This is a genomic window from Streptomyces sp. NBC_00076, from assembly GCF_045041235.1.
Classification (GTDB): Bacteria; Actinomycetota; Actinomycetes; order Streptomycetales; family Streptomycetaceae; genus Streptomyces.
In genome coordinates this window covers 7,867,377-7,893,789 of record NZ_CP108242.1, presented here as the reverse complement: position 1 = coordinate 7,893,789, position 26,413 = coordinate 7,867,377, and the positions used below count along the sequence as shown (strand labels likewise).

The window sequence follows — 26,413 nt, the reverse complement described above, 5'->3', positions numbered from 1 at the left end:
GCTGTGTCATGTGGTCGGGACGGTGCGGCTCGAACGCACGATCTCCCGCTCCCAAAGCGGGTGCCTTGATCCAACTTGGCCACGTCCCGAAGATCGGCCGAGTGGCCCGAAGGCGGGTCAGCCGTCGTGGAGCCCCCGGCGCGAGTTGAACGCGCGACTTCCGCTTTACGAGAGCGGCGCTCTGGCCACTGAGCTACGGAGGCTTGGCCCCGGCGATGTGATCGGCCCTTGCGGGCTACAGGGATCGCTCCGGGACTCTCGGACGTCAGAGGCTCTCCGCGAGAGAGCCCGCGGCGCTTGACGCCCCTTGCTCCTCGCCCGGGATTCGAACCCAGAGTTACCCACTCCAGAGGCGGGCGTGTTGCCGGTTACACCAGCGAGGAAACGTGACGAGCCGGCGGACCGCACGGACATGCCGCCATCCCCGTTGCTCCGGCTCGTCATGGACGCCGCGCGTTTGCGTGGGTGTCACCCCGCCGCGCCCTCTGCCCCGGGACGAGGGTCGCTGACTAAGCGTCCGTCCGGGTGCAGCAAGTAACTTACGCTGCTGTCAGGTAGGTGGCAGCAGCGCTGAGTATCGTCGGGTCGTCGCGCAAGTGCCCGAGCCCGACGTTGCACGGCCAACACAGGAGGCCGCGAACGCACGCGCCGCAGGACTTTGCGGGGTCGGGACAGCAAGCGTGATCGTGGTCGACCGCGAGTCCCTTCCCTGCCGGGTCAGGAGCCTTACAGATGGCGCACACGCCACTCTGTGCGTCCGCCATGGTGTCGTACTGATCAGCCGTGATGCCGTACTGACGCCGAAGGTACTCGTCGCGGACACACCTCCCACAGTAAACGGCGAACCCGTCGGAACACCTGCGGTTACGGCTGAAGGCATCTTCAGGCAGCCACGAATCACAGCCCCGGCACTGCTTGTTACCGTCTTCGTCGCGAAGACGAGGGTCACGCATCTCCCTCAGTGGGGTCAGGGACTTCCCAGCACTGCGCTGCGCGTAATGCCCCGTGCAGAGACCCGCCGTCGCGCATGGTCGGCTGCACGCACCAAACTCACATGCCGACCCACGAGGCTGCACGACCCTCAACGAGGTCAGCTGCCGACCTTGCTGCTGCTGCGCGTAGTGCCCGCTGCACAGCCCTGCGGACCGCACCGATGTTCCGCACCCGTCAAACGAGCACTCCACGCCGTCCTTCGCACCCCACCGCCACCGAACCGGAGTCAGCGGCAGCCCGTTGCGCTGCTGAGCGTAGTGGGTTCCGCACAACCCCCGAGCCTTGATCTTGCGACCGCACCCGTCGAACGCACACTCCCGTGAATCACTCACGTCCACCCCTAAGAGAACGTCGAGCAGCCCCGGCGCTTAGGGACACCGGGGCTGCTCTAGGCGCGGGGATCAGCCGCACCTGCTTATGTGGTTGTTGCGCGCCCTCCGCGCCCTAAGACCGTGCGGGGGGAAGTCTTGGACGGCCGGACCGCTTCAACCGAGCTCTATACGTGGGAGGAGAGTGCCACGGAGCGTCGGGAGCGGTGCCGGCCGTCGAGGGGGCAGGCGGGACCGCACGCTACACGCTACGGCCGCCTCATCCTGCCCACACCCTTGTTATGTTGTAAGAGAATCAAACAGGATCATCGAAACGCGTCTGCGCTGGTCAGAGCCCCGCTCAAATACGACGCCACGCGATCCACCCTGACTGCATCCTCGTCGAACAGCCCCATCCCGACGTTGCAGTTGCCGCAGATCAGATCGCGCGTGCAGCCGCCGCACGTCGGAGTTCGTGGGCAGCACCCGTGGTCGTGGTCCACAGTCAACGCGCGCGCCCCTGGGGGCCGACCGCATATCGCACACCCTCCGCCCTGCGTCTCCAGCTTCGCGGCGTACTCGTCGGGCGTCAGCCTGAACGCGTACCACCGACGGTCACGCGGTGCCGGGGGCGGAGGTGAGACGACCTTCGGGCCCCTGGCACTCCACGCACGCAGGTACTCCGCTGCCGTCGCAGCACGCTCCGCACTCCCCCCGAGCCGTCCGACGCCCAGAACGCACCGGGTGCACAGCAGTCCGCGCACACACTTGCCGCATGACCGGGGCACGGGGCAGCAACTGTGGTCGTGGTCGACGGCAAGGCTCTTCCCTGCGGAGTAGTGACGCTCACAGATGGCGCACACGCCGCTCTGAGCCTCCAGGAGCGACGCGTAGTGCTCAGGTGTCACCCGGTACGTCGCGAAGCGCACACAGCCCTTACAGCGTGGCTGCAAGCCGTCTGCCTGGACGGGTGATGCGCCGTACTCGTCGAGCTGCTGCCACGTCAGGCATACAGAGCACTGCTTACATCCCTGCTCGTCCCGCTCCAGGGCTGCGCCACGGGGCCGGCGCTGAGCAATCGGCGTCGTCCTCCCCCGTCGCTCCATCTGTCTCCTGTGACGCCCGCACAGGTCGTCGCCCACCGCGGGGTACTGGCATCCGTGCCCCGCGGCACAGAGCTGAGATGTCACCGGGACCGGACGTCTCTGCTTCGTCGGCCGGATCGTCTCCCGTCGGTACGACCTGACCGCACATCCCGGGCACCATCTCCCGGCTATGACGGCTACTCCGCCGCACCCCTCCGTCTGGCACACGCTCACGAGCACCACCTCCCGGATAGGTAGTGTCGTAATCGGGGCAGGATGTGACGCTGGACCGTCGAAGTGGTCCGCGTCCTCGTCCTGGCCAGACTGGCGCCAAAACGCCAAACTAACCCCTACTTTTCCTTTCTCTCTAACGCGCGTAGTAGAGAAGAGAAAATAGGGGTTAGTTTGGCCATTTGGACCTCAGATTGACTCAACTGGCTACGCAGAGTCGCAACATGGGCTACACCGTCACCCTCTGGAGTTATACACAGGCGCCTGTGGACGAGCGGGACGCGGCTCGACGTCGACGCGGAGGGCGCCCACGACTACGCCGTTACCGAATCGTCACCCTCATCGGCCTCCCTTGGCGTCGCCCAGTCGACCTCAATGCGCCCCAACGCGCGTTCCCACGACGTTCCCCTCCGCGTTGTCGACGGGTTGACGGTGACGGAATCGACGAACAGCGACAGGAACGAGCGTTTGTCGGCGACGTCCCAGCGGCTCCAGAGCCCTCCAGGCGCTAGCGGGTCTTCACTGTCGGAGTCGGCGAACCACTCATCCATGGGGAGTTGGATGGCCGTAGTAGCGGACGCACGCAGCTCGTCGATGCGCTCCGTGCAGCGGGCCTCGTGCTGCTGGTACTTGCGGATGGTGTCCCTGAAGGCTGCGCGACCCGTGGGACCCTCATACAGTCCGTCGTCCCGGTCCTCGTACAGCTCTTTCATGCTCTGCTGGACGTGCTCCAACTGTGCCTCCTGCTCGGCAAGCTCAGCCGCCGCTTCAGGGTCCGCACCTTGGGCTGCGAAGCGTTCGGAAGCTGCCGCGAGGAGCGCAACGTCGTTGTCGTCCTCGGGGTCCAGCGTTGCCACCTTCGCCCACAGGAGCGACGCAACGACGTTGTCCGTTTCCCCCATGGCGATACGGACAACGTGCTTGGGGGCGTCGCCAACGCTGCGCCGGAGGTTGCAAACGTACGTTCCGTCGACGTTGGCGACTGTCATCCCGGACCGGCACGTGCCGCAACGCAGGACGCCCCACGACCCGAGGAATGTCATCGCTCCGGCCCGGTCCATGTTCCGCTCACGCTTGCGGCCGTCGAGGATCTTCTGAAGGCCGTACCACCTCGTCGGCGTGACGAAGCCTTCATGCGGCTGTACGGGCTGACCCTCCTCGTTGCGGAGGATCGTGCGGCGCCTCGACTTCGGATCCACGGCGCCGATAGCGAAGCCGGCCAACCGCGGGTCACGGAGAATGCGCGTCACGACGGTCGAGGACCACTCATTACCGGCGCCGTCGCCCTTCCCGCTCTTCCGACGGCTCTGTGACGCTTCCCGACGCGCTTGTGCGGCTTCCTCGTCGAGACTGCCGAGCGGTGTAGGGGCGCCTTTCTCCGTCAGGTCTGACGCAATGGCGTTGGCTTTCGAGCCTGACTCCGCCTCAGAGATGACGTACTGAACGACGTCTGCCGGCGTCGACTTCGGCCCAATTCCACCGCCGCTAATGGGGCCAGGGCTCAGCTTACGAATGGTGACGTTGTCGACCTGTACGGGCTCAGACTTGAATCCGTACGGCACCGGGCCGGACGAGTGCGAGCCTCGTGACTTCAGCTCCGCGAAAGCGTCCCGGATGAACTTGGATTTGTTCTTGGATTCCTGGTGGGCGAGCCCCGCAATGAGCGCGAAGAAAGCGACGCCAAAGGGGTTGTCGTCCGACGTGTTGATGAACGGCTCTTGCGTCGACACGAGCGCGACGCCGTGGTTGGCCAACTCCTGTTGGATCTTCAGAGCCTCCGCGGCCCCCTGCCGAGTCAGCCGGGAAAGCATGTAGATGACTACGACGTCGAACTTTCGCGCCCGAGCGTCCTCCAACAGCCGCTCAAACCCCGGGCGGTAGACGTTAGGGTCGTACCCTGAGATGCCGACGTCCGAGTAGTCGACATCGACGTGCGTCCAGTTGTCTTGACTGTTGATGTACGCCACGCTCTTGTCACGCTGCATCTTCGGTGACGCCTGGCTGTCGGTCTCGCTCTTATGGCTCTGGCGCTCGTACGTGACGGCCCTGATCATGTCCTGATCCCTGTCCCCCAGGGCGATTAGCTCCATGGGTAGATACGGTACCGGTTCTGAAGAACGCGTCGAAACCGAGGTCTTCGGTGGCCTTGGCGACGGTGAGGAGGGTGTCGTAGGTGGCGCCCTGCTGGGGCTCGGTGAAGATGCGGAGATCCATGCCCCCATCCTGCACGCCGCGGGGACGACCGACCGCGGCGGTCCCCCCGGCCGCCTCCTCCCGGTGGCTGCCGCAGTCGGACGGCGGGGCGCCCGTGGCCAGGACAGGCAGGACAGGTCCCGACCGGCGCTCATGACGCCGGTAGCGCCTCATCCCTGTCCGTCAGTCTGCGGAGCATCTCCCGCACCCTGTCCCTCGACTCGTCCGCCGCGTCGATCGCCTCCATGCACTGCCAGTACGTGCCCTCGTCGTCCGCCGCGGAGGCGAGGCCGACCAGGGCTATGCCCACCTCGCCGAGGAGGCCGCCCAGGGAGGTGAGGGCCTGGCGGGCGTCGCCCAGGTCGGTGAGGCGGGCCGCCAGCATCGCCTCGGTGTCGATGTCCGGGCGGTCCAGAACCCCGCATCCTCTCCCCGCCAGTTCGGTCAACCCCAGTGCCTCGCCCCGTAATTCGGGCGGGCCCGTGACGGCGAGGCGGCTTCCTATCGCCTGCGCCAGGGCCTGTGCCTGCCACACCTCCGCCATGATCCGAGGCGGGTCACCACCTCCCGCCAGGGCACGCCTGCTCATCCCTATGAGCCGCATCGCATCCATGCGTTGCCCCCGTCTGTCCGACGCGCCGTCGGCACGTCCGCCCGAACTCACCTGTTCACTACCCAGAGTGAGTGCGCTTGAGACAGAAAACCAGAGGAAGGTGGAAATCTTCGGACAACGAAACGGTCTCAGGCGGGTTTTTGACTTCGGAGAGTAATAACGGAGTTGATCGCTCCCGGCGAGGGCGGTCGGCCAGGACGCGAGGCGGTCGACTCCGGCGCAGGGCGGTCGGCTACGGCGCCGGAAACCTCCGCTCGTTGCGGTCGATCTTCGCGTCCAGCGCCGCCAGCGGGTCGATGCCGAGCACCTCGCACAGTTGGAGCAGATACGCGAGCACGTCGGCGACCTCGTCCTTGACGCGGTGCTCGGTGTCGGGGTCGGCCATGACGCGCGTCGACTCCTCGGGCGTCAACCACTGGAAGATCTCGACCAGTTCGGAGGCCTCCACGCTCAGCGCCGCGACGAGGTTCTTGGGCGTGTGGTACGGCTGCCAGTCGCGCGCCGCCGCGAACTCGGCCAGCCTGCGCTGCAGTTTCGCCACGTCAAGGGGTTCTGTCACGGCTTCAGGTGTACCACCGTCACACCGTCCACCCCGACCGCCCACGACACGTCGCTCACCGCGCCGACGAGCCGGATGTGCCCTCGGTCGCACATGCGGGCCGCGAGCCGCAGCAGTTCGGTCCGCTGCCGGGGGTCCAGGCCCCGGTCGAGGTGGTCGGCGAGCACGGTCAGCGCCTGCATGGCCACCGGCACCTCGCCGACGGGGTCCACCTCCAGTACGCCAGGCCCGGTGAACAGCACCAGCGCCAGCGCGAGGTACCGCAACTCCCCGTCGCCCAGCCGCCCGCAGTCCGTGCGGGTGCCGTCGCCCCGGTCGAGCAGCGCCTGGACCGTCCCGTCGGCGAGCGGTTCGGCGAGCACGTCGGCGACGGGGCCGGCGCATCCGGCGCGCACCGCGGTGACGAACTGCGCGTGCCGTTTGGCGCACTCGGCGCGGGTGCGCCACAGCACGTCGGCGAGGTTCTCGCAGCCGCCGAGCAGCCGTCCGGAGCCGAGGGGGACGGGGACGCGCATCCGGCCGGGACGGGGTTCGCAGGCGAAGACCGAGCGCAGGGCGACCACCGTCTGTTCGGCGGCGGCGAGCACCCGGCGCTGTCCGTCGGTCTTGCCGGCCACGCGCAGCGGGAGCAGGGCGGTGCCGAGCCGGTCGTCGGGCAGCGGGGCGCGGGTGACCGGCGACTGGCCCGCCGTGTGCCAGGCCGCCTGCACCTGGCGGCGGCTCGGGTCGCGCAGGGCGGTCTCCAGCAGGACCTGGCCGCCCGCCGCGCTCAGCCGCTCCCCCACGATGCGCAGCGCGGGCTCGGCCTGGACGGCGACGTCGAGCCGGATGGGCCCCTCGGGACCGTCGGTCGTGCAGCCGATGCGGAAGCCGCGGCGGCGCTGGGCGTCGGGCCGGGCCCGTTCGGGAACACAGGCGAGCGGATCCGGGAAGACCTCGGGGAGGGGGATGCCGCCACCGAGTCCGGCGAGCGCCTCGTAAGCCCGTAGCGCGCTGGTCTTGCCGCAGCCGCTGGGTCCGGTGAACAGGGTGAGCGGGCCGAGCGGGAGGCGGGCGTGACGGTGTGCGGCGAAGGCGGACAGCCGCAGTTCGGTGACGCGCGGGCGCTCCGGAAGGTCCGCGTCGTGGTCGGGTGAGGCCGGGGGCGACGAGGCGTCCGGGAGCAGCGCGGGGGGCACGGTCATGTCCGGACCGTAGGGCTCCGCGGTCGGGCGAACCGTTTTGCCCGAAGGACCTTCCTACGAACGGACGACCCGCGCCCCTGACGCCGGGCGCCCGGCACCTCTCACACCCCGGGGACCCCCGTCTGCTCCATCAGCCCGGTCACCTCGGTGCCGGCCGGCGTGAGGAGGAACACGTTCCGGTCGACGCGGTGCATACTGCTCGCCAGTCCGAAGACGACGCCGGTGCTGAAGTCCAGGACCCGCTTGGCGACCTCGGTCTCGGCGTTGGTCAGGTCGAGCAGCACGGGTATGCCCGCCATCAGCGTCTCGGCGACCTCGCGCGCGTCCGCGAACACCATGACGCGCAGCACGACGAAGCGGCGCCGCAGCTCCGTCTCGGCCTCCGGCATGGACCGGTGGCCGACCGAGGACGGCCAGGCGTCCCGGCCCCGTAGCGGCACGACCTGGGCGAGCCCCTCCCACTGTTCGTCGGTGACATCGTGGCTGTTCACCGGCATGCTCCGTCCTTGGCTCGCACTGCTGTCTGCATCGGCCAATTCTTACGCATGGTCACCCGTTCGGCCCAATGCGACACGCTCCGCGACTCCGGTGCACCTCACACCGGCCGGGGGACGGCTGTGCAGCGGGCGTAACTCCTCAAGATCAAGCCGTGTCACACAGGCGTAACGGGCAATTCGTACCGTCGACGGCATGACGACGCCCCCGCAGAGGAAGCAGACACGGCAGGTGCGGACCGTCTGCTCGTACTGCGGTGTGGGCTGCGGCCTGGTACTCGACGTCGGCATGGGGCCGGACGGCAGGCGTACGGTCCTGAAGGCGTCCGGGGACAAGGAGCACCCGGCGAACGCGGGCCGGCTGTGCACGAAGGGCGCGACCACGGCCGAGATGCTCGCCGCGCCGGGCCGGCTGACCAGCGCGCTGGTGCGGGACGACCGGGGCGAGGAGCCGGTGCCGGTGCCCGCGGCCGACGCGATCTCCGACACGGCGCGGCGACTGCGCGCGATCATCGACGAGCACGGGCCGGACGCGGTCGCGTTCTATGTCTCCGGGCAGCTGAGCCTGGAGGCGCAGTACCTGGCGAACAAGCTGGCCAAGGGGTTCGTGCGGACCAACCAGATCGAGTCCAACTCGCGGTTGTGCATGGCCAGCGCGGGGGCCGGTTACAAGCTGTCGCTCGGTGCCGACGGGCCGCCCGGTTCGTACGAGGACTTCGACCGGGCGGATGTCTTCTTCGTCATCGGTTCGAACATGGCCGACTGCCATCCGATCCTCTTCCTGCGGATGATGGAGCGGGTCAAGGCGGGGGCGAAGCTCATCGTCGTCGATCCGCGGCGCACCGCCACGGCCGCGAAGGCCGACCTGTTCCTCCAGGTCGAGCCGGGGACCGACCTCGCCCTTCTGAACGGGCTGCTGCACCTGCTGGTCGAGAACGGGCACACCGACCCCGAGTTCGTCGCCGCGCACACCACGGGCTGGGAGGCGATGGGGGAGTTCCTGGCCGACTACCCGCCCGCCGCCGTCGCGGAGCTCACCGGTGTCGCCGAGGACGACCTGCGTGCGGCCGCCCGGCTGATCGGCGAGGCGGGCGAGTGGATGAGCTGCTGGACCATGGGGCTCAACCAGTCCACGCACGGCACCTGGAACACGAACGCCCTGGTCAACCTGCATCTGGCGACGGGAGCGATCTGCCGTCCGGGCAGCGGGCCGTTCTCCCTGACCGGCCAGCCCAACGCGATGGGCGGACGCGAGATGGGCTACATGGGGCCGGGGCTGCCCGGGCAGCGGTCGGTGCTGGTCGAGGAGGAGCGGACGTTCACCGAGGACGTCTGGGAGCTGCCGCCGGGCACCCTGCGGGGGGACGGGGTCGGCAAGGGCACCGTCGAGATGTTCCAGAAGATGGCCGAGGGAGAGATCAAGGCCTGCTGGATCATCTGCACCAACCCGGTCGCCTCGGTCGCCAACCGCCGTACCGTCATCGAGGGCCTGGAGGCCGCCGAGTTCGTCGTCACGCAGGACGTCTTCGGGGACACCGAGACGAACGCGTACGCAGATGTGGTCCTGCCGGGCGCGATGTGGACGGAGGCCGAAGGGGTCTACGTCAACAGCGAGCGCAACCTCACGCTGACCCGGGCCGCGTCCGACCCGCCCGGGGAGGCGATGGCGGACTGGCGGATCATCGCGGCGGTCGCGCGGGAGATGGGGTACGAGAAGGGCTTCTCGTACGACAGTGCCGAGCAGGTCTTCGAGGAGATCCGGCGCTTCTTCAACCCCGTCACGGGCTGGGACCTGCGCGGGGCGACGTACGAGCGGCTGCGGTCGACGCCCGTGCAGTGGCCGGCCGCCTCGGAGGACGGGCCGCAGCGCAATCCGATCCGGTACGTGTCCGGCGAGGGCGGGCTGCGGTTCCCGACGGCCGACGGGCGCGCCGTCTTCCACGCGCGCCCGCATCTGCCGCCCGCCGAGCTGCCGGACGACGACTTCCCCTTCCTGCTGAACACCGGGCGGGTGCAGCACCAGTGGCACACGCTGACGAAGACCGGGAAGGTCGCCAAGCTCAACAAGCTGAATGGCGGGCCGTTCGTGGAGCTGCATCCCGAGGACGCGGCTGCGCTCGGGATCACGGACGACGACCGGGTGGAGGTCGCCTCGCGGCGGGGCCGGGCCGTACTGCCCGCGGTGGTCACCGACCGGGTGCGGCCGGGGGCCTGTTTCGCGCCGTTCCACTGGAACGACCTGTTCGGGGAGTATCTGAGCGTCAACGCGGTGACGAGTGACGCGGTGGATCCGGTGTCGTTCCAGCCGGAGTTCAAGGTGTGCGCGGTGTCGCTGGCGAAGGTGGCCTCGCCGGTGCGGCCCGCGGGGGTGATCGCCCCCGCGGTCGACACTCCGGTCGGCGCTCCGACCGCCGTCACCCCGACCGCCGTCACCCCGGGGTCGAACCCCTTCGGACTCGACCCGACTCCGCCGCCCGTCCTGACGGCCCAGGAGCGGCTCTATCTCACCGGCTTCCTCGGCGGCATCGACTCCGGCGCCCCCGGTGTCCCCGTGCTTCCGCCGGACGCGCCCTTCAGCGCCGAGCACGCGCTGTGGGTGAACGGCGTGCTGGCCGGCATGTACTCGCGGACGTCGACCCAACCGGCCTCGTCCGGCGAGGCGCCTGGCCGTGAGGTCGTCATCCTGTGGGCCTCGCAGACCGGTAACGCCGAGGAGTTCGCGGGAGCCGTCGCCGACCGGCTGTCCGCCGGGGGACACACGGCCACGCTCGTCGGCATGGACGACTCCGACCCCGGCGCCCTGCCCTCCGGCGCCGATCTGCTGCTGATCACCAGCACGTTCGGCGACGGCGACGCGCCCGACAACGGCTCCGGCTTCTGGGAGACGCTGGCCGGGCAGCAGGCCCCGCGCCTGGACGGCGTCCGGTACGCGGTCCTGGCCTTCGGCGACTCCTCGTACGACGACTTCTGCGGGCACGGGCGCCGGCTCGACGCACGGCTGGACGAGCTGGGCGCGGTACGGCTCGCACCGCGCACGGACTGCGAACCCGACTACGAGTCCTCCGCCGGCGTCTGGCTGGACCAGGTGCTCTCGGCGCTGGACCCCGGGACGGAGACGGCCGAGCCCGCCCCCCAGGCCGACCCGCAGCCGGCCACCCGGACCGCCCCCGAGACCGCCCGTGCCGCGAAGCCCGCGCCCACCACCGCCCGCCTGGTCGGCAACCGGCTGCTCAGCCGGGCCGGCGCGGGCAAGGAGGTCAGGCGGTTCACCTTCGACACGAGCGGGTCCCCGCTGACGTACGAGACGGGGGACGCGCTCAGTGTGCGGCCGGTCAACTCGCCCGCGCTGGTGGAGGAGTGGCTGGCGGTGACGGGCCTGGACGGCGCGACGGCCGTGCGGGTGGAGGGAGTCGGCGAGGTCCCCGTCACCGAGGCCCTGCACCGGCATCTCGACATCACCCGGATCACCCCGGATCTGCTCCGCTTCGTCGCCGAACGCGTCCGCGACGACCGGGAGTTGCGCAGGCTGCTGCGGCCCGACAACAAGGACGGTCTGGCGCAGTGGAGTTGGGGCCGGCAGGCGGTGGACGTGCTCGCCGAGCATCCGGTGCGGGCGAGCGCGCAGGACTGGGCGGACGTACTGAAGAAGCTTCAGCCGCGCCTGTACTCCATATCGTCCAGCCCGCTGGTCGACCCCCAGCTGGTCTCGCTGACGGTGTCCGTCGTGCGCTACGAGAACCTGCACGGCCGGGCGCGCGGCGGGGTCTGCTCGCCCTTCCTCGCCGACGCCGAGGCGGACACCGAGGTGCCGGTGCTCGTGCAGCGTTCGCCGCACTTCCGGCCGCCCGCCGACGCCTCGACCCCGATGGTGATGGTCGGCCCGGGCACCGGGGTCGCGCCGTTCGTCGGCTTCCTCCAGGAGCGGCGCGCGCTCGGCCACCGGGCGCCCAACTGGCTGTTCTTCGGGGAACAGCACCGCGCCACCGACTTCTACTACGAGCGGGAGCTCACCGAACTGCTCGACGAGGGCTCTCTGACCCGCCTCGACACGGCGTTCTCCCGTGACCAGCGCAACAAGGTGTACGTGCAGGACAGGATGCGCGAACACGGCCCCGAGCTGTGGCGCTGGCTCCAGGACGGCGCCCACTTCTACGTCTGCGGCGACGCCTCCCGTATGGCCAAGGACGTGGACCGGGCCCTGCGGGACATCGCGGTCGCGCACGGCGGGCTGGACGAGGCCGAGGCATCGGCGTGGGTGAAACAGCTGGCGGCGGCGAAGCGGTACGTGCGGGACGTCTACTGAGAGCAACTGACCGAGCGGGGTCTCACCGGAAGAACCTCTTGGTGTCTTTTCGCCCGTTATGGATGGTTCTTACCGCCCTCACACCGGAATCTTCACCTCCGTCGGCCCCGCGCTCACCGGGCCCGATTAGCGTCCGGTGCCGTGCTCCTGACAGATACGCAGCCGGCGGCGCCCGGCCGACTGACGCGGTCGGCGGTGTCCGTCGGCCCGGAGGAACCGCCCGCGCAGTGGCATCGCGTCCTGACCCTGCTGGCCGACATCAGCCTCTTCATCGGGACCCGGTCGGTGTGGGCACAGGCGGCGACCCATCGGCTGCCCGTGGCCGTGGCGATCTCCGTGTGCTACGCCTCGATCCTGGTGTGCGGGGTCCTGGTGCTGGTGGTGCGCCGGCGGCGAGCGCTGGCGCGGCTGGACCTGGTGGTGCTGGTGACCGCCGTGACGCTGGTCCTGTGCACCTGGGTCATGAACCACCACGGCTCCGACGAGGCGGACCTCACCGCGCAGGCCGCCCGGGAGCTGGTCGCCGGGCACGCCGTCTACGGACACCCGTGGCCCTGGCTCTTCGGCCACCGGGTCGCCCTCACCCCGACCGTGACGGGCGGCTACGACTACACGTACGGCTATCCCCCGCTGGCCCCGCTGCTGACCGCGCCGCTGCTGTGGCTGGGCCCCGGCGGCGTTCCGGCGACGGCGGTGGCCACGGGTGCGCTGGTCGTCGGCGCGGTGCTGCTGTGGCGGCTGCTGCCCGGGCCGTGGCGGTCGAGCGCGACCATGGTGTGCCTCGGCTTCGGCATGCTCCCCACCTACGGCCGGCTCGGCTATCCGGCGGTTCTGGCGCTCGCCCTGCTGGTGCCGGTGGTGGTGCGCTGGCCGCGGATCGGGCGGGGCGGCCGGCTCGGTCCGGCCGGGCTGGCGCGGGCGGCCTGTCTGGGGGCGGCCTGCGCGGCGCAGCAACTGCCGTGGTTCCTCGCGCCGTTCCTGCTGGCCGGGATCTACGCCGTGCGGCGCGGGGAGCTGGGGGCGCGGGCGGCGGCGCTGGTGGTGCTGCGGGTCGTCGGGGTCGCCGTCACCGTATGGCTGCTGATCAACACGTACTTCGTGGTGAGCGAGCCGGGTGCCTGGTTCACCGGGGTCGCGCTGCCGCTGACGCAGGGCGCGGTGCTGCACGGGCAGGGCCTGGTGGACGTCTCGCTGTACCTGACCGACGGCGGCGACCGGCTCGACTGGTACGGGCACGCGAGCGTGCTGCTGCTCGGCGGTCTGCTGGCGGTGTTCGTACTGTTCGTCCGGCGGCTGGGGCCGGCGGCGACCGTGCTGCCATGGCTCGCCTTCTATCTGGCGACCCGTTCGCAGGACGGCTACTACCTGTTGATGACCCCGCTGTGGCTGACCGCGGCGGTCACCGCGCCCGCCGATGAGTTCGCCGGTGCGTGGCAGCCGTGCCCGCGCCCGCTGTCCGGCCCGCACCGGCGTCCGGCGCGGATCGCGGCGGCCGTGCTGCTGCTTCTGCCCGCCCTGACGAGCGCCGCGCTGGCGGTGACGGGGTCGCCGCCGCTGCGGATGCGGGTGACGTCGGTGCGGCGGGCCTCGGCGACCGCGCTCTCCCGGCTGACCCTGCGGGTCACCAACTCGGACGACGGCTCGCTCAGGCCGCACTTCACGCTCACCGGGGGCCAGGGCATGGATCCGTACTGGACGGTCCTACGGGGGCCGGCCGTGCTGCCTGCCCGTGCGTCGGCGACGTACGAACTCCGGCCGCCCACCGGGACGTACGGTCTGCCCCGGCCGGGCGCGCGGATCCGGCTGCGGGCCTTCACGGCCTCACCGCAGACGCTGTCGAGCAGCTACGTCAGGCTGCCGCCCGGGTGAAGCGGAGCGTGGCGGCGACCGTCGTCAGGCCGCGGATCATGCCCAGCTGGTTCCAGCCCAGGCCGAACTGCTCGCGATCCACGGGGAATTCGGCCTCCAGGGTGAGCGTCTCGGCGTCCGCTCCGACGAGGCGCGCGCCGAGGGACAGCGGCCTGCTGATGCCGCGCACGGTCAGCTGACCGACGACCTGGACCGTGTCGCCGTCGCGGAGCTCGGCGCTGCGGACCACGAAGGTCATCTCGGGGTGGTTCTCGACGTCGAAGAAGTCGGCGGAGCGCAGATGGGTGTCCCGCTTGGCGTTCTTGGTGTCCAGGGAGGCGGCGTCCAGGGTGAGCGTGCCGACGGCCGACCCGTCGGGCCGCACCTCGCCCCGGCCGGCGACACCGGCGAAGGTGCCCTTGACCGTGACCAGGCCCCACATCGTCTTGTGCCTCAGCGCGACGGTGGTGGCGGTCGGGTCGAGCTGCCAGAGCCCGGTTTCCACGGCGACGGTCATGGTGTGCCCCTGTTCAGGTCGTTCACGCTGGTGATTCAAATTTGGATGACCTCACGCTAGCCCATTATCCAAATCTGAACAACCATCTTCTCCAAAATTGGACAACAGGTAGACTCGAGACCATGACCGCCCCCGACGAGCGCCCCGCCGACCTGCCCGAATGCCCCTCCGCGCAGAGCGGCGGACTGCTGCCGGCGGAGCTGCGGGCCTGGATGGTCCTGCTCGCGGCGACCGGGGCCGTGGAGCAGCGGCTGCGCGCGGCCGTCAAGGAGCAGCTCGACGTCTCGCACGACGAGTTCCTGGTGCTGTGCCTGCTGGCCGAGCAGCCCGCGGGCCTGCGGATGACCCGGATCGCGGAGCTCCTGGGCCGCCCCAAGACCCGGCTCACCTACCAGATCGCCTGCCTCCAGCACGCCGGCCTCGTCACCCGCAAGTCGGTCTGCGGCGACAAGCGGGGCGTCGAGGTCGTCCTCACCGAGAAGGCCCGGCGCCTGCTGACGGAGGCCTCCGACTCCCTTTCCGAGACGGTCGTCCAGGCGTTCGGCCACGTGGTGGGACCCGCCCAGTGCGAGGCGATGTCGGCGCTGCTGCCCGACGTCACGGAGCCCTCCGCCGCCGAGTAGGGCCGGTCCGTGTGGTTGGTGCTGCCGTGGGGTACCCGGGCGCCTTCGAGGTACTGACGACCGGCACCACGCGGGTGCGCCCGCGGCGGCGCTCCCCCCGGCGCCCGCCCCACCCCACCGAGCCACCCGGCCAAGGACCTCGCCCTGGCCGGAGCGGGCCTCGCGGGGGCGGCGGCGTTGAGGGTGACGGCGGGGGCACTGCGGCGACTGCGGGGGTGATCGGACGGTTGTCAGGAGTGAGGGGCCGGGTGACCGGAGTCGGGCACGGGGCCCGGCGGAGCCACGACCCTCTCGCCGAACACCCAGGTCATCGGACTCCCTCTCGCCTTCGTGAACGGGACATGACGACTTCCGGACTTCGGGCGGTCCACGACACGGCCAGAGAATTGGACCCATTCCATTTCTTGAACCGTTCGTGTTTATGGGGGTACGGTGGCCGCATGACTGCACCCCGGAGTTCGAGCACCGCCGACGAGCTGCGCGGTGCCGGCCTGCGGGTGACGGCCGCCCGCGTCGCGCTGCTGGAGACCGTCCGGGTCGGTGATCACCTCGGTGTCGAGGCGATCGCCTCCGGTGTGCGCGACCGCGTCGGCCACATCTCCGTCCAGGCCGTGTACGAGGCGCTCCACGCCCTCACGGCGGCCGGGCTCATACGCCGCATCGAGCCGGCGGGCAGCCCGGCCCGGTTCGAGGGCCGCGTCGGGGACAACCACCATCACGTCGTGTGCCGCTCCTGCGGTGTCGTCGCCGACGTCGACTGCGGGGTCGGCGACGCCCCCTGTCTGACCGCGGCCGAGAGCCACGGCTTCGCCATCGACGAGGCCGAGGTCATCTACTGGGGCCTGTGCCCCGACTGTTCCAGCAGCCCCGGTTCCTCAGCCCTCGCTTCCGCAGCCCCCAGTTCCTGAAGCCCCAGTTCCTGAGTACTTAGATCCACCCCGTTGGAAGGATTCCCCCATGACCGAGAACCACGACGCGATCGTCACCGATCAGAAGCCCGAGGAGGCAGGTGGCTGCCCGGTCGTGCACGGCCGTGCCAAGCACCCGACCCAGGGCGGCGGTAACCGCCAGTGGTGGCCGGAGCGGCTCAATGTGAAGATCCTTGCCAAGAACCCGGCCGTGGCCAACCCGCTCGGTGAGGAGTTCGACTACGCCGAGGCGTTCAAGAACCTCGACCTGCCGGCCGTGAAGCAGGACATCGCCGAGGTTCTGACCACCTCGCAGGACTGGTGGCCCGCGGACTTCGGCAACTACGGGCCGCTCATCATCCGGATGGCCTGGCACAGCGCGGGCACGTACCGCATCAGCGACGGCCGCGGCGGCGCCGGCGCCGGTCAGCAGCGCTTCGCCCCCCTGAACAGCTGGCCGGACAACGCGAACCTGGACAAGGCCCGCCGTCTGCTGTGGCCCGTCAAGAAGAAGTACGGCCAGAGCCTGTCGTGGGCCGACCTGATGATCCTCGCCGGCAACGTGGCCCTGGAGTCGATGGGCTTCGAGACCTTCGGCTTCGGCGGCGGCCGTGTGGACGTCTGGGAGCCCGAGGAGGACGTGTACTGGGGTCCCGAGACCACCTGGCTCGACGACCAGCGCTACACCGGTGACCGTGAGCTGGAGAACCCGCTCGGCGCGGTCCAGATGGGCCTCATCTACGTCAACCCGGAGGGCCCGAACGGCAACCCGGACCCGATCGCCGCGGCCCGTGACATCCGTGAGACGTTCCGCCGGATGGCGATGAACGACGAGGAGACCGTCGCCCTGATCGCGGGCGGCCACACCTTCGGCAAGACCCACGGCGCCGGCCCGGCGGACAACGTCGGCGACGACCCCGAGGCCGCCACGCTGGAGCAGCAGGGCCTGGGCTGGAAGAGCTCCTTCGGCACCGGCAAGGGCGGCGACGCGATCACCAGCGGTCTCGAGGTGACGTGGACGAACACCCCGACCACCTGGGACAACAGCTTCTTCGAGATCCTCTTCGGCTACGAGTGGGAGCTGACCAAGAGCCCCGCCGGCGCCCACCAGTGGCGGCCGAAGGACGGCGCCGGAGCGGGCACCGTCCCCGACGCGCACGACGCGTCGAAGACCCACGCCCCGCAGATGCTGACGACCGACCTGTCGCTCCGCTTCGACCCGGTGTACGAGCAGATCTCCCGTCGCTTCCTGGAGAACCCCGCCGAGTTCGCGGACGCCTTCGCCCGCGCCTGGTACAAGCTGACCCACCGCGACATGGGCCCGAAGTCGCTGTACCTGGGCCCGGAGGTTCCCGCCGAGACCCTGGTCTGGCAGGACCCGCTGCCGGAGGCCGAGGGCGAGGCCGTCGACACCGCCGACATCGCGGGCCTCAAGGCCAAGCTCCTCGACTCGGGCCTGACCGTCTCGCAGCTGGTGTCCGCCGCGTGGGCGTCCGCCTCGACGTTCCGCGGCAGCGACAAGCGCGGCGGTGCCAACGGCGCCCGCATCCGCCTGGAGCCGCAGCGCGACTGGGAGGCCAACGACCCCGACGAGCTGGCCTCGGTGCTGCGCACCCTCGAGGGGATCCAGCGGGAGTTCAACTCCGGCGCCAAGAAGGTCTCCCTGGCCGACCTGATCGTCCTCGGCGGCACCGCCGCCGTGGAGAAGGCCGCCAAGGACGCCGGCTTCGACGTCGAGGTGCCCTTCACACCGGGCCGCGTGGACGCGACGCAGGAGCAGACGGACGCGGAGTCGTTCGCCGCGCTCGAGCCGACCGCCGACGGGTTCCGCAACTACCTCGGCAAGGGCAACCGCCTGCCGGCCGAGTTCCTGCTGCTCGACAAGGCGAACCTGCTGACCCTCAGCGCCCCCGAGCTGACGGTCCTCGTCGGCGGCCTGCGCGTCCTGGGCGCGAACCACGCCCAGTCCTCGCACGGCGTCTTCACCGACGCCCCGGGCACGCTGACGAACGACTTCTTCGTCAACCTGCTCGACCTGGGCACGACGTGGACGTCGACGTCCGAGGACCAGACCACCTTCGAGGGCCGCGACGCCGCCTCCGGCGAGGTCAAGTGGACCGGCACCCGTGCCGACCTCGTCTTCGGCTCGAACTCGGAGCTGCGCGCGCTCGCCGAGGTGTACGCGGGTGACGACGCGAAGGAGAAGTTCGTGAAGGACTTCGCCGCCGCGTGGAACAAGGTCATGGACCTGGACCGGTTCGACCTGGTCTGATCGTCCGTCTCCCATCTCAGGGCCGGCCCACTCGGGTCGGCCCTGAGGTGTTCGCGGGACCGGAAGAGACAGCGGCCCCGCGCTGCCCCGTTACCCACTTTCGAGTGACGGCCCGCGCTGTGGTGGGGTGGCGCGCCATGGCGGGCGAGTGGTCGGTCCCCCGCGCCGCAAGGGTCCCTGACATGTCGGGGCGTCAACATCGTGCATTCAGCGCATAGATGGACGTTACAGGCGAGAGTTACGGAGATGTGGACAGGCTGTCACATGGTTCACGTCTCATCCGCATCCCCCGCACACCGGGGCCAAAGTGTGGGTGTGCGGCCGACCGGCCGCCACCAGCACACCGCACCTACAGGGGAACTCATGTCTGTTTCCAAGCCTGTCACCGCCCGCCGTCTGGTCGCCGCCGCGCTCGCGGCCGGAGCCGTGGTGGGGGCAGTGACGCTGCCGGCGTCAGCGGCCGACCACCGCCCGCACCGGTCGAAGGTGGAAATCAGCAAGGCCCAGTACGACTCCCCGGGCCGCGACGACAAGTCCAACCGCTCCCTGAACAAGGAGTGGGTGGAGATCACCAACAACACCCGTCACAGCGTGAACCTGGACGGCTGGACGCTGTCGGCCGAGGACGGCCGCACCTACACGTTCCACCACTACCGCCTGGAGGGACGTGCCACCGTCCGCGTCCACACGGGCGAGGGCCGCGACAACCGCAGCGACGTGTTCCAGGACCGCCGCAACTACGCGTGGGACAACCACTCCGACACCGCCACCCTGACCAATGACCGGGGCCGGGCCATCGACGACCTCTCCTGGGGCCGCCACCACCGCGGCGGCGGCGACGGCTCCTGGGGCCGCCACCACCAGGGCGGCGGACACCGCTGACCCACCCCGCTGAAAACCCCTGTGGGCCCCGGATCATCCGATCCGGGGCCCACAGGGGTTACACGTGTCGTCACAGGGCGGTGGTGTGGACTCCCGCCGAAAGGCCCTCGAGCGAGCCGACGGCCGTGAGGCCGCCGGCGATGTCCCCGAGCGGCGTCTCGAGGAGGAGACCACCGGAGCCACCGAGGCCGAGACCACCGGAGACGTTGTCCAGGTCGGCGTCGGAGATCTCGGCTGCTTCGACCTGGAAGGCAGGGTTCATCACGTGCGGTTCCCTTCGTATGTGCTGCTTCTGGGCTCTTCGTGCGCTACTCGGAACGGCAGAGCTCACCCGATTCCCGAAACGGGCAGCTCTCCCGGCGACTTTGCGCCACGGGCTGGATCAAAGCACGCCCAAACGGGGACGGCCAGCGGCACGAGGCTCAGCCGGGACCTCGACGTCACCGGTATGACCGGCCGGTGACCGGACCCACCGACTCCTTCACGCGGCCCGCCTCTTCGCTGCACGTACGACGGGTTGCCGACGGGTATCCAGGACGGATAACCCCCGCGCCGAGACCGACGTAATGCGGCCCAGTCGTGACTACGGGTCAGGTTCCGTGCGCACTGCCGTAGAACGGTGTGCAGGTTTACCGGATCTTCGGCACCCGGGCCGCGACCGGGCCCGGTTGCCGCCCTCCGCCTCTCGACCACGGGCCACTAGCCACGGCGCCAGGAGGGCAGGGCGGCTGGTCCAGTTCCGCACATGCGGTCATGCCGACTGCGGCCTTCTCAGCGGTAGTTGTAGTAGTCCTCGTCGGCCACCATGACCGAGGTGACGTACCTCGGCAGGCCGTCGGCGTCCCGCTCGACCTCCTGTGAGGTCTGCCGAGTGAAGCCCATCGACACCCCGGGGATCACGGGGTACTCGGGCTGTGACGTATCGACCGTCCAGCCCCGTTCGGCTGCGCGCGTGAAGAGGTCCTGGGCGCTGGTGGTGAACACCTCGTCCCCCATGAGCAGGACGCGCGTGCTGGAGGTGCGGCCCTCACCGGGCCACCACAACTCGATCGCGGTGATCTGGGTCCCGCCCTCGACCAGGGCCTGTACGTCGACGTGATCGAGGGTCCAGGACGCCTTCGCCGAGTTCCGGCTCGGGCGCCGCAGCACACGGGGCTCGCCCCAGTCGGGCACCGCGGCGAGCGCCTCGTCGAGCGTCGTACCCAGCAGGATCGGCGCGACCCCGCGCGGCGGGTCGAGTACCAGATCCATTGCCGGCCCTCACTCCTTCATCGCGTCGTCATTTCTGAACCGCTGCGTGAACATACGTACGGTAGCCGGGTCTCCGTGAGGAGCGGTTGATTCATGGCCCCAAACCGTCGGAGCCCGGGGGCGGTTCACCAGGTCAGCGACTCGTACGCGGGATCAGCGTACGAGTTCACGGGATGGACAGTGGGGGTAACCGTCCGTGACCATTGGTGAGTTGGCGGGGTTTGACAGGCACGCGTGAACGGAGGGCCTGGCATGGCGGAGGGTACGGGCGGGACGGGCGCCCTTGGCTGCGGTGGCGGCGGTGAACCGGAGGTGTCGGACAGCCTCAAGACGTTCGGCGAGGTCGTCAAGGCCTTCCGCAAACGAGCGGGCCTGGCCCAGGAGGAGTTCGCCCCGAGGGTCCGGTACTCGATGCCGACGGTGGCCAGCATTGAGCAGGGCCGGCGCTTCCCGCCTCCGGACTTCGTGGAGCGGGCGGAGGAGGTGCTGGACGCGTTCGGGGTGTTGAGGGGGGCGGCTCGACATCTGTCTCGGCAACCCGGGCTGGCCAGTTGGTTCCGGCAGTGGGCGCAGTTCGAGGCTGATGCGGTGAGCCTGTACAGCTACGAATGCCGGGTGGTGCCTGGCTTGTTGCAGACGGAAGAGTACGCGCGGGCGGTGTCGTACAGCGTGCCGCCCCTCCCTGCCGAGGAGGAGATGAACGAGCGCATCGCGGCCCGCATGGCCCGGCACGAACTGCTGTCGACGAGCCGCAAGCCCCCAACGGCGTTCAGCTTCATCGTCGAGCAGGCGGTACTGGAACGGTGCACGGGCGGCGACGAGGTCACGCGGGAACTGTACGACCACCTGCTGGGCTTGATCGAACGGCACTGGAACGTGGAGTTCCAGCTGATGCCCTTGCGCCAGCCGGTGCATGCCGGGTTGGACGGGCCTATGCGCTTGGCTGAGACGCCGGACAACCGGTGGTTCGGGTACTCGGAGGGGCAGGAGAACGGGCGACTCATCACCGCCCCGAAAGAGATCAGCCGACTCCACCAGCGCTATGCCAAGATGCGCTCACAGGCCCTGACCCCCGAGGACTCCCTGGGCCTGTTGAAGCGAATGCGAGGAGCGCTATGAACACGTCCGACCTGGCCTGGTTCAAGAGCAGTTACAGCGGCTCCCAAGGCGACGACTGCGTCGAAGTGGCAGCGTGCCCGCACACCGTCCACGTCCGTGACTCCAAGGTGCGCCAGGGCCCGCACCTCGCCCTCACCTCGGCGGCCTGGACCACCTTCCTCTCGTACGCGACCCAGGCCTGATCCCTCCCGCACTTCCTGCACGTACGAGCGCCCCGCTCCGGACCCACCCGGAACGGGGCGCTTCTGCTTACGCGCTGGGGTCCCATGCCCCCCTTGTCGACCGCTTCCTGGAGCCGCTTGGAGAAGTAGGCGTGCGCGGCGCGCATCTCCTTCTCTCGGTCGGCCTTGTAGAAGGGGCGGTGTAGCCGTCGGGGGGTGTGAGGCCTTCTCCCTTCTGGTATGCGAGGAGATGCCCGTAGTGCTCCTTGGTCTGCCCGAAGCCATACGCGTGGCGAACCCCTGCGATCTTGCGTTCGTTCGCGTCGAACCAAATGACAGCGTCGAAGTCCTGCATGATCGGGAAGCGGGCCTTGTACAGGGCCACTAGGACGTCAGCTTCCAGACCGCCACCAGAGCATCAATCTCTACCAACGCAGCTCGGCGTGCTTGCTCAGTACGGAGCGGCGTCGACCGGTTCCACGCCGGGCCGACGTCGCTACATATAGAGCCCGTTCCGTATCAGGCGCGATCATCTCTCGCCAGGCCACCCGGTACGGAGGAGGTAGTCCGACTGGCGGCCGGGGCCCCGGCACCGCCGAAGACTCCATATGACGCGTCATCGGAAGGACGTCAGGAGAAGCGAACACGCCAGGCGTCAGTCGTCGGCGGTGTCCTGGAGGACGTCGCAGGTGTTCTGGAACTCCTCCATCAAGCGGGTGGCCTCGACGACGAGGACCCCGTACGGGCGGGAGACGTCCGCGAGGGGCAGCCCGTGCTTCTCCGCGGCGTCCAGAACCTTCTGCAGCGCCTTCTGCGCGACACTGGCCAGCTGGCACATCTCCTCGGCCTGGTCGGCGAGGGTGTCGCTGTCGATCTCCGCGATGACATGGGCGATGTCGCGCAGGTGCAGGGCGAAGTCGGCGTATGCCTCGAGGACGGGAGTGTAGGTGTAGGTGCTCTCCGACTCGCGCCATCGGCCGAGGCTGCGGGTGAGTGAGGCCAGCTGGTAGACGGCGCGCTCCATGGCATCCAGGGTCCGACGGTAGCGGCCGAAGCCCATGTGCCCGCGGTGGGCGGGCAGCAGGCGCCGGGGGTTGAACGGCAGGCTGTTCTCCGCCGTACTCAGCCCGGCACGCGCCTGCCCGACCGCGCGCTGCCCGCGCTCCCCCGCCGCACGCCAGTGCTCGGCTCGCTCGTCATCGATATCGCCGCTGCTCAGGCCGTCGGCCATGTCGTCCAGCAGGGATTCCATCGCGGCGGCCAGGGTGTGCAGGCCCTGCTCGGCACTGTGATAGCGCAGCGGGGGTGCGATGCACAGGTTCACGATCAGGCCGAGGCCGCAGCCGATGAGGACGAGAAGAACGATCTGCCCGAGCTGGAGGGCCCTGTCGGCATTCGTGGTGGCTGCCGCGTAGGTGGAGAAGGCGAAGAAGGCAGCCGTCGCGACCTGGGAACGCTGCTCTCCCAGAGCCGACCACTGCCCCAGTGTCAACGCGATGAGAGCGACGACGACGAAGGCGAACAGGTCGGGGCCGGCGGTGAAGCCGATCGCCGCCTGGACGGCCACTCCGACGATGACCGCGGCGACGTAACGCAGGGTCTGCCACATGGACTTGTAGATCGTCACGTTCATGACCAGCACCGAGGAGAAGGGTGCGAACGCCGGCGACTGCGCGTTCAGCAGTTCGTGCGCGATCCACCACGCCAGCGTCGCCGCCAGCGCGCTCTTCGCGACCAGAAGGACTGTGTTGCGTTCATGCCCGGGCGAACTCCACGCGCGCTCCACCCATACCCAACCGCTCCGCACCCGATCCACCACGCGCTCCGACTGCCCTCTCTGCCCCCGGTCCCGCGAGTCAAGGACTGGAACCGGACGCGTAACCGCAACGAGCACCCTGAAACAGGGGGGTGAACCCCGCGCCGTCCGCACGGCGTTGTGAGGGGGTGGGCCCGGCCGTCCCAGGCCGGGCCCACCCCCTCAGACACACCCACCACCGCGCCTGGTACGGCGCCGCTCCCGTCGTACTCAGTCGACGGTGCGGGTCACCACCGGTACCAGCGGCCCTTGCGTCCGCCTGCGGCGGGCCGGACCACGAAGCCCAGCAGCCACACCACCAGCACGATGACGGCGATCCACCACAGTGCCTTCAGCGCGAAGCCCGCGCCGAAGAGGATCAGAGCCAGAAGAAGAACGAGAAGCAGGGGAACCATTGTTATCAACCTCCTGGCCATCAGGTGCTCTTAACTTGCACCTACAAACACACAAAAGGCGCGTTTCTTTCACAGGTTGGAGGGCATACCGCCGCACTGTGGAATGCCCCCTTCCACGCCGGCCATGCACCCGGAAGACACCGGGCAGAAGGATCCCGGGCTGAGTGGTGGTCCGAGGACGGAGGGTGAGAGCATCCCCGTCATGGACGATGCAGACGGTCACACGGTTCGGTGGTGGGCGGCGTTGCGCCGGACACCGGTGGCTGTCTGGGACGACGACATAACGGACTGGGCCGCTGCGCTGACCTACTACGCGGTCCTGGCCCTGTTCCCGTTGCTGCTGGTGCTCCTGTCGATCCTGGGTCTGACCATGCCCACGGCCAAGCCGGAGGTCATCGACCGCATGGCGCAGGCCGCCCCGGCCGCGTCCCGCGATCTGCTGCTCAGCACCCTGCGTCAGATGTCCGCCCAGTCGTCGGCGGCATGGACGCTGATCTTCGTCGGAGGGGCTGGAGCCCTGTGGTCGGGATGCAGCTATCTGAGCGTCTTCCGCCGGGCGTTGTACGCCATGCATCGGATCAGCGCGAACCGGCCGGTCTGGCGCACCGCTCCCCGCATCGTCGCCACTGCCCTGGTCCTGATCTCCCTGCTGCTCACGTCGACCCTCGCGCTGGTGCTCACCGGCAGCCTGGCCGGGCGTCTGGGCCAGGCTCTGAATCTGGGTACCGGTCCGCGGGTCACCTGGGACACGCTGCGGTGGCCGGTGGTGGCCGCGGTCGCCGTGACCCTGGTGCTCGTCCTGTACCGATCAGGACCGCCATCCTCCCGCCCTGTCGGGAGGATGGCGCCCGGCGGCGCGCTGGCGGTGGTGCTCCTTCTGACCGTCTCACTCGGATTCGCCGCCTACACCTCCCATGTCAGCACGTACGACCGTCTGTACGGTTCGCTGGCGGGCGTCGTGGTCTTCCTGGTCTGGCTGTGGCTGTCCAACCTGTCCCTCCTGGTCGGCGCTCAGTTCAACGCGGAGCTGGCGAAGTCCGAGCACGGGGAATGTGCCGGTCTTCCCGTACCTGCGGCCGGCCGCCCGTAGTCGTGGACAGCAGGCCGGTTCGCGAGGGCGCGATGCCGGGACACAGGCCGGAGGGACGGAAATCTCGCGAGTGGCGCGATGCCTCGGTGCGGATCCCCGGCCCGTGGCGGAACGGATCAGGGCCGCGCAGCCATGGCTGCGCGGCCCTGATCCTGTGCACGAGAGCGGGTCCCCTCGTCCGGTTGCCCGGCTGGAAGCGGCCCTGTTCGCGCCGCTTCCAGTCATATGACGTGGAGTGCACCGGCCCTCGGCCGAAGACGTGAGGTCAGGCCGGGTTGATGTTCTCGGCCTGCGGGCCCTTTTGGCCCTGGGTCACGTCGAACGTCACGATCTGACCCTCCTGGAGCTCACGAAAGCCCGAGGAGTTGATGGCGGAGTAGTGCGCGAAGACATCCGGGCCTCCCCCGTCCTGGGCGATGAAACCGAAGCCCTTCTCCGCGTTGAACCACTTCACGGTTCCCGTAGCCATAGTCATGCCTTCCAGTCGATGAACGCCTCCCACACCATGTGGAAGGCAGAGGTGATCGCCCTGGTTCCTGCGGCACGGCACAGCAAAACGCCCACGCCAAGGCGTGGGCAATGGGGAAATCCGAACCACGACAGCTGATGCAGACGCTACACGCCCGCACACCACGTCACCACTGAATTGATCACGTCCAGTACCGAAATCGCACGGGCGGGTGCCCGTCGATGCCGGCACCCACGCTCGTCTCATACGACGGCTGAGGACTTGGGTGATCCGGCGGCGCGACGGTGTTCGGCGTTGATGCGCCGGGCTTCTTCGAGCTGGTCCTCGAGGATGATGATGCGGCAGGCGGCCTCGATGGGCGTGCCCTGGTCGACGAGTTCCCGGGCGCGAGCGGCGATGCGCAGCTGGTAGCGGGAGTAGCGCCGGTGGCCGCCCTCGGACCGGAGCGGGGTGATCAGCCGGGCCTGACCGATGGCGCGGAGGAAGTTGGGGGTGGTGCCGAGTATCTCGGCGGCTCGGCCCATGGTGTAGGCGGGGTAATCGTCGTCGTCGAGGCGACCGAAGGAATCGTCTGCTGTCACTTGCACCTCTCTGTGGAACGTGTCGAGGGGCCCTGGTGCCGTACGGCACCAGGGCCCCGAAGGAACTGCTACACCATCTGCCGGCCCTGATACCGCGCCGGCCTTCTGTTTCCGCAGACCCGACCTGGATGCTGTCGGGGGTGCTGGGATCGCGGTTGCTCGACCGGAGACCACCTCACTATCGATGTCCTGCGGTACCCGGGCTCAAGACGTCCGCCCGGGCGATCCTGATGGCGCCTGGCTCCTCCGTTCTTCCCTCGGTGATCGACTGCTTGCCAAACGGGGTACTGCGCTCTACTGCGTACTGCTGACCGGCAGTTCGTCTCTGCCAGGCCTTCCTCGACCTCGACTATGAGAGAAACCATAACCACACCACGACCCAATGTCTACTCCAGCCGGCATAGATTTCCGCCCTACCGAGGATGAGGTAACCAGTTCCGGGGCGACGGTACACATGCCGGGTCCGTGGGGCGGGCCTACTGGTGGCTGGTCGGCTTCGACGGCCGGTGGATCGGGCC

At 69.4% G+C, this 26,413-nt stretch carries 23 protein-coding genes, 3 tRNA genes and 1 pseudogene; 9 read left to right on the top strand and 18 right to left on the bottom strand.

What is annotated here, in order from left to right; translation table 11 throughout:
* Positions 1-11 precede the first annotated feature (11 nt).
* The 11 genes and pseudogenes from OHA64_RS35445 to OHA64_RS35395 form a co-directional block, all read right to left on the bottom strand.
* Positions 12-89 (bottom strand) — tRNA-Pro (locus tag OHA64_RS35445).
* A 38-nt stretch (positions 90-127) separates the two neighbouring features.
* Positions 128-203 (bottom strand) — tRNA-Thr (locus OHA64_RS35440).
* A 107-nt stretch (positions 204-310) separates the two neighbouring features.
* Positions 311-383: transfer RNA gene (locus OHA64_RS35435), tRNA-Gln, on the bottom strand.
* Positions 384-539: 156 nt separating this feature from the next.
* A complete protein-coding gene (locus tag OHA64_RS35430) occupies positions 540-953 on the bottom strand; it encodes an endonuclease VII domain-containing protein (RefSeq protein WP_405620196.1) in 414 nt (137 codons plus the stop codon).
* A 674-nt stretch (positions 954-1,627) separates the two neighbouring features.
* Complete coding sequence (locus tag OHA64_RS35425; RefSeq protein WP_405624249.1) at positions 1,628-2,407, bottom strand: endonuclease domain-containing protein; 780 nt, start codon at positions 2,405-2,407, stop codon at positions 1,628-1,630.
* A gap of 524 nt (positions 2,408-2,931) precedes the next feature.
* Positions 2,932-4,707 carry a recombinase family protein gene (locus OHA64_RS35420; protein ID WP_405620194.1) on the bottom strand — a complete coding sequence of 592 codons (1,776 nt, stop codon included), beginning with the start codon at positions 4,705-4,707 and terminating at the stop codon, positions 2,932-2,934.
* A gap of 16 nt (positions 4,708-4,723) precedes the next feature.
* Positions 4,724-4,831: pseudogene (locus tag OHA64_RS35415) on the bottom strand (LLM class F420-dependent oxidoreductase); the annotation flags it as partial.
* A gap of 130 nt (positions 4,832-4,961) precedes the next feature.
* Positions 4,962-5,423 (bottom strand): DUF6099 family protein, encoded by a 462-nt coding sequence (locus OHA64_RS35410; RefSeq protein ID WP_405620192.1) that lies wholly within the window; start codon positions 5,421-5,423, stop codon positions 4,962-4,964.
* Between the two features lie 232 nt (positions 5,424-5,655).
* On the bottom strand, positions 5,656-5,982 hold the full coding sequence (locus OHA64_RS35405) for a nucleotide pyrophosphohydrolase (RefSeq protein ID WP_405620190.1): 327 nt from the start codon (positions 5,980-5,982) through the stop codon (positions 5,656-5,658).
* On the bottom strand, positions 5,979-7,166 hold the full coding sequence (locus OHA64_RS35400) for an AAA family ATPase (RefSeq protein WP_405620188.1): 1,188 nt from the start codon (positions 7,164-7,166) through the stop codon (positions 5,979-5,981). Before OHA64_RS35400 ends, OHA64_RS35405 begins: the two co-directional genes overlap by 4 nt.
* Positions 7,167-7,267: 101 nt before the next feature.
* Complete coding sequence (locus OHA64_RS35395) at positions 7,268-7,663, bottom strand: cell division protein SepF (protein ID WP_405620186.1); 396 nt, start codon at positions 7,661-7,663, stop codon at positions 7,268-7,270.
* A 193-nt stretch (positions 7,664-7,856) separates the two neighbouring features.
* Here OHA64_RS35395 and OHA64_RS35390 point away from each other — a divergent pair, with 193 nt between their 5' ends.
* Positions 7,857-11,963, top strand: a complete 4,107-nt coding sequence (locus OHA64_RS35390; protein ID WP_405620184.1) for a molybdopterin-dependent oxidoreductase — start codon at positions 7,857-7,859, stop codon at positions 11,961-11,963.
* A gap of 195 nt (positions 11,964-12,158) precedes the next feature.
* Positions 12,159-13,832, top strand: coding sequence for a hypothetical protein (locus OHA64_RS35385; RefSeq protein WP_405624247.1), 1,674 nt, complete (start codon positions 12,159-12,161; stop codon positions 13,830-13,832).
* Here OHA64_RS35385 and OHA64_RS35380 read toward each other — a convergent pair.
* The gene (locus OHA64_RS35380) at positions 13,813-14,328 is read right to left on the bottom strand and encodes a YceI family protein (protein WP_405620182.1); all 516 of its coding nucleotides are present in this window, start codon (positions 14,326-14,328) and stop codon (positions 13,813-13,815) included. The two genes, OHA64_RS35385 and OHA64_RS35380, sit on opposite strands and share 20 nt — an antisense overlap.
* A 122-nt stretch (positions 14,329-14,450) precedes the next feature.
* Between OHA64_RS35380 and OHA64_RS35375 the strand changes: the two genes are divergently transcribed.
* The 4 genes from OHA64_RS35375 (at position 14,451) to OHA64_RS35360 (ending at position 19,013) form a co-directional block, all read left to right on the top strand.
* Positions 14,451-14,951, top strand: a complete 501-nt coding sequence (locus OHA64_RS35375; RefSeq protein ID WP_405620181.1) for a MarR family winged helix-turn-helix transcriptional regulator — start codon at positions 14,451-14,453, stop codon at positions 14,949-14,951.
* A 440-nt stretch (positions 14,952-15,391) separates the two neighbouring features.
* Entirely contained in the window at positions 15,392-15,859 is a 468-nt protein-coding gene (locus OHA64_RS35370; protein ID WP_405620179.1) for a Fur family transcriptional regulator, read from the top strand.
* A gap of 49 nt (positions 15,860-15,908) precedes the next feature.
* Positions 15,909-18,131: a catalase/peroxidase HPI gene (gene katG, locus OHA64_RS35365; protein ID WP_405620177.1), complete on the top strand. Its 2,223-nt coding sequence runs from the start codon at positions 15,909-15,911 to the stop codon at positions 18,129-18,131.
* 363 nt (positions 18,132-18,494) lie between these two features.
* Positions 18,495-19,013: a lamin tail domain-containing protein gene (locus OHA64_RS35360; RefSeq protein WP_405620175.1), complete on the top strand. Its 519-nt coding sequence runs from the start codon at positions 18,495-18,497 to the stop codon at positions 19,011-19,013.
* 70 nt (positions 19,014-19,083) lie between these two features.
* Here the strand turns inward: OHA64_RS35360 and OHA64_RS35355 are convergent, their stop codons facing one another.
* Together OHA64_RS35355 and OHA64_RS35350 are read right to left on the bottom strand one after the other, a co-directional pair.
* Complete coding sequence (locus tag OHA64_RS35355) at positions 19,084-19,275, bottom strand: hypothetical protein (protein ID WP_405620173.1); 192 nt, start codon at positions 19,273-19,275, stop codon at positions 19,084-19,086.
* 509 nt (positions 19,276-19,784) lie between these two features.
* Positions 19,785-20,264, bottom strand: a complete 480-nt coding sequence (locus tag OHA64_RS35350; protein ID WP_405620171.1) for a hypothetical protein — start codon at positions 20,262-20,264, stop codon at positions 19,785-19,787.
* Positions 20,265-20,516: 252 nt separating this feature from the next.
* Between OHA64_RS35350 and OHA64_RS35345 the strand changes: the two genes are divergently transcribed.
* Positions 20,517-21,383 carry a Scr1 family TA system antitoxin-like transcriptional regulator gene (locus tag OHA64_RS35345; protein ID WP_405620169.1) on the top strand — a complete coding sequence of 289 codons (867 nt, stop codon included), beginning with the start codon at positions 20,517-20,519 and terminating at the stop codon, positions 21,381-21,383.
* On the top strand, positions 21,380-21,565 hold the full coding sequence (locus OHA64_RS35340; RefSeq protein ID WP_405620167.1) for a DUF397 domain-containing protein: 186 nt from the start codon (positions 21,380-21,382) through the stop codon (positions 21,563-21,565). The genes OHA64_RS35345 and OHA64_RS35340 overlap by 4 nt, the downstream gene beginning before the upstream one ends.
* Positions 21,566-22,199: 634 nt before the next feature.
* Here OHA64_RS35340 and OHA64_RS35335 read toward each other — a convergent pair.
* Together OHA64_RS35335 and OHA64_RS35330 are read right to left on the bottom strand one after the other, a co-directional pair.
* Positions 22,200-23,351 (bottom strand): FUSC family protein, encoded by a 1,152-nt coding sequence (locus OHA64_RS35335; protein ID WP_405620165.1) that lies wholly within the window; start codon positions 23,349-23,351, stop codon positions 22,200-22,202.
* Positions 23,352-23,587: 236 nt separating this feature from the next.
* Complete coding sequence (locus tag OHA64_RS35330) at positions 23,588-23,755, bottom strand: DUF5670 family protein (RefSeq protein ID WP_405620163.1); 168 nt, start codon at positions 23,753-23,755, stop codon at positions 23,588-23,590.
* Positions 23,756-23,957: 202 nt separating this feature from the next.
* Between OHA64_RS35330 and OHA64_RS35325 the strand changes: the two genes are divergently transcribed.
* The gene (locus tag OHA64_RS35325) at positions 23,958-24,845 is read left to right on the top strand and encodes a YihY/virulence factor BrkB family protein (protein ID WP_405620161.1); all 888 of its coding nucleotides are present in this window, start codon (positions 23,958-23,960) and stop codon (positions 24,843-24,845) included.
* Positions 24,846-25,110: 265 nt separating this feature from the next.
* On the opposite strand, the gene OHA64_RS35320 is transcribed toward OHA64_RS35325, so the two are convergent.
* Positions 25,111-25,314: a cold-shock protein gene (locus tag OHA64_RS35320; protein ID WP_008734837.1), complete on the bottom strand. Its 204-nt coding sequence runs from the start codon at positions 25,312-25,314 to the stop codon at positions 25,111-25,113.
* Between the two features lie 242 nt (positions 25,315-25,556).
* Positions 25,557-25,895, bottom strand: coding sequence for a MerR family transcriptional regulator (locus tag OHA64_RS35315; RefSeq protein ID WP_405620159.1), 339 nt, complete (start codon positions 25,893-25,895; stop codon positions 25,557-25,559).
* Between the last annotated feature and the right edge of the window lie 518 nt (positions 25,896-26,413).

Bases quoted from the DNA above. Each gene is read 5' to 3' on its own strand.
- OHA64_RS35430 (WP_405620196.1), bottom strand. From the start codon at position 953: ATGCGTGACCCTCGTCTTCGCGACGAAGACGGTAACAAGCAGTGCCGG.
- OHA64_RS35425 (WP_405624249.1), bottom strand. From the start codon at position 2,407: ATGGAGCGACGGGGGAGGACGACGCCGATTGCTCAGCGCCGGCCCCGT.
- OHA64_RS35420 (WP_405620194.1), bottom strand. From the start codon at position 4,707: ATGGAGCTAATCGCCCTGGGGGACAGGGATCAGGACATGATCAGGGCC.
- OHA64_RS35410 (WP_405620192.1), bottom strand. From the start codon at position 5,423: ATGGATGCGATGCGGCTCATAGGGATGAGCAGGCGTGCCCTGGCGGGA.
- OHA64_RS35400 (WP_405620188.1), bottom strand. From the start codon at position 7,166: ATGACCGTGCCCCCCGCGCTGCTCCCGGACGCCTCGTCGCCCCCGGCC.
- OHA64_RS35395 (WP_405620186.1), bottom strand. From the start codon at position 7,663: ATGCCGGTGAACAGCCACGATGTCACCGACGAACAGTGGGAGGGGCTC.
- OHA64_RS35390 (WP_405620184.1), top strand. From the start codon at position 7,857: ATGACGACGCCCCCGCAGAGGAAGCAGACACGGCAGGTGCGGACCGTC.
- OHA64_RS35380 (WP_405620182.1), bottom strand. From the start codon at position 14,328: ATGACCGTCGCCGTGGAAACCGGGCTCTGGCAGCTCGACCCGACCGCC.
- OHA64_RS35375 (WP_405620181.1), top strand. From the start codon at position 14,451: ATGACCGCCCCCGACGAGCGCCCCGCCGACCTGCCCGAATGCCCCTCC.
- OHA64_RS35370 (WP_405620179.1), top strand. From the start codon at position 15,392: ATGACTGCACCCCGGAGTTCGAGCACCGCCGACGAGCTGCGCGGTGCC.
- katG (WP_405620177.1), top strand. From the start codon at position 15,909: ATGACCGAGAACCACGACGCGATCGTCACCGATCAGAAGCCCGAGGAG.
- OHA64_RS35360 (WP_405620175.1), top strand. From the start codon at position 18,495: ATGTCTGTTTCCAAGCCTGTCACCGCCCGCCGTCTGGTCGCCGCCGCG.
- OHA64_RS35355 (WP_405620173.1), bottom strand. From the start codon at position 19,275: ATGAACCCTGCCTTCCAGGTCGAAGCAGCCGAGATCTCCGACGCCGAC.
- OHA64_RS35350 (WP_405620171.1), bottom strand. From the start codon at position 20,264: ATGGATCTGGTACTCGACCCGCCGCGCGGGGTCGCGCCGATCCTGCTG.
- OHA64_RS35345 (WP_405620169.1), top strand. From the start codon at position 20,517: ATGGCGGAGGGTACGGGCGGGACGGGCGCCCTTGGCTGCGGTGGCGGC.
- OHA64_RS35340 (WP_405620167.1), top strand. From the start codon at position 21,380: ATGAACACGTCCGACCTGGCCTGGTTCAAGAGCAGTTACAGCGGCTCC.
- OHA64_RS35330 (WP_405620163.1), bottom strand. From the start codon at position 23,755: ATGGTTCCCCTGCTTCTCGTTCTTCTTCTGGCTCTGATCCTCTTCGGC.
- OHA64_RS35325 (WP_405620161.1), top strand. From the start codon at position 23,958: ATGGACGATGCAGACGGTCACACGGTTCGGTGGTGGGCGGCGTTGCGC.
- OHA64_RS35320 (WP_008734837.1), bottom strand. From the start codon at position 25,314: ATGGCTACGGGAACCGTGAAGTGGTTCAACGCGGAGAAGGGCTTCGGT.